The organism is Brunnivagina elsteri CCALA 953, assembly GCF_002289455.1.
Taxonomy (GTDB): domain Bacteria; phylum Cyanobacteriota; class Cyanobacteriia; order Cyanobacteriales; family Nostocaceae; genus Brunnivagina; species Brunnivagina elsteri.
Genome location: NZ_NTFS01000760.1, coordinates 1 through 1294, shown reverse-complemented (window position 1 = coordinate 1294; position 1294 = coordinate 1). Strand labels below are relative to the sequence as shown.

General features: G+C 33.1%; 1 protein-coding gene. It reads right to left on the bottom strand.

The window, feature by feature from the left end; all coding sequences use genetic code 11:
* On the bottom strand, nt 1–1176 hold a 1176-nt coding region (locus CK510_RS30510), incomplete at its 3' end, for a Sll1247 family protein (RefSeq protein ID WP_095725137.1).
* Between the last annotated feature and the right edge of the window lie 118 nt (nt 1177–1294).

The following is a 1294-nucleotide window of genomic DNA, read 5'->3' as shown; positions in this document are numbered from 1 at the left end:
GAAATTAATAAACCAAGTACACTCGCTTTCTAGATATTGATCGTAATAACGAATTAGATTAGCTATTCTCATTTCTAAATGGCTGCGCGAATGATTAGAAATCAAAATAAGTTTGAGTAGCACAACAACTAATGTTAATGGATTCCCCGGAGATAATAGCAGCATAAATAACTTCGATGGTTCTCGACCATTTTCTGTTGTCAAAAAGTCAATAGTTCGGTTGCAAATTCGCAATAACATCTCTTTGCTAATCAGTTTATCGTCATATTCTACTTTCCATGAATTAAATTTTTCCGATAACTGTTGCTGTAATGTATTCGTAAACTCTTCCTGTTGCACCGAAAATATCAAGTATCTTAATAAACTCTTTTTAAAATCATAAAATAATTCATTCTGAGTTTGTTTCAAGAATATATTAGCAATATTTTCGTAGCTAAAAGCCCCTTTTCTAACAACTATAGTCTTAATCAGCCGAATCACATTATCGCCTAAACTGCTTGGATTTTGATGCCGTGGAATGCTGGTAGAACTACTAAAATTCAATTGCGATCGCGCAATATACATCGCTAGTTCAAACTTGAATTTATCCTTTAAAACTCTAGAAAGTTTTCTTGCAGCTTCTTTTTGTTCCTGAGAATTATTTTCATTCAAAGATTGGGCAAACAACAAATACGAACTATAACGATTAACCCAATGTCCTTTTACTTCCTCACTTCGGTAAGCAAATAATTCCAATTCTTCATAATCCGTACTTCTCGCAAAATTATCTAACCAAGTTCTTGCCAGTCTCAACTTGTTAGGAGTATTTGGGTTTATCTTTAATTTAAGATTAATAAATAATTCCACTAACTCTCGAATATACTGGTGTCTTCTAGTACTTTCCCAATTATTAATTAATATATAACAACAGCGTTTTATTGTATGACGAAACTCCTCCTCACTATGCTCTAACAAAACAATATATATTCCCAGTGAAGATTTACTCGCTTCTGAATTTAAGCAATCAATAAAAGAGCGCTTAAATACCCGCAAAACTTCATCTGGTTGCCAGCTTTTGACAATTCTCAGTAAAAAGCTGTACATCTTTTCTTGCGTGTTCTGTAATTTTAGGCGTTTATCCTTCGATTTTAAAAGATGCCGATCGCCCTGACTATTTGATAAGCTGTTAACGGTCATTGCAATTCTCAAGACCAATCAGTTAGCTGTTTACGTTGTAATAGCTTAACCTTCACAGGCAAGAGTATCAATCTTCTCTTTCAAAAATCAGTATTATTTTCACAGAAAATTGATAATT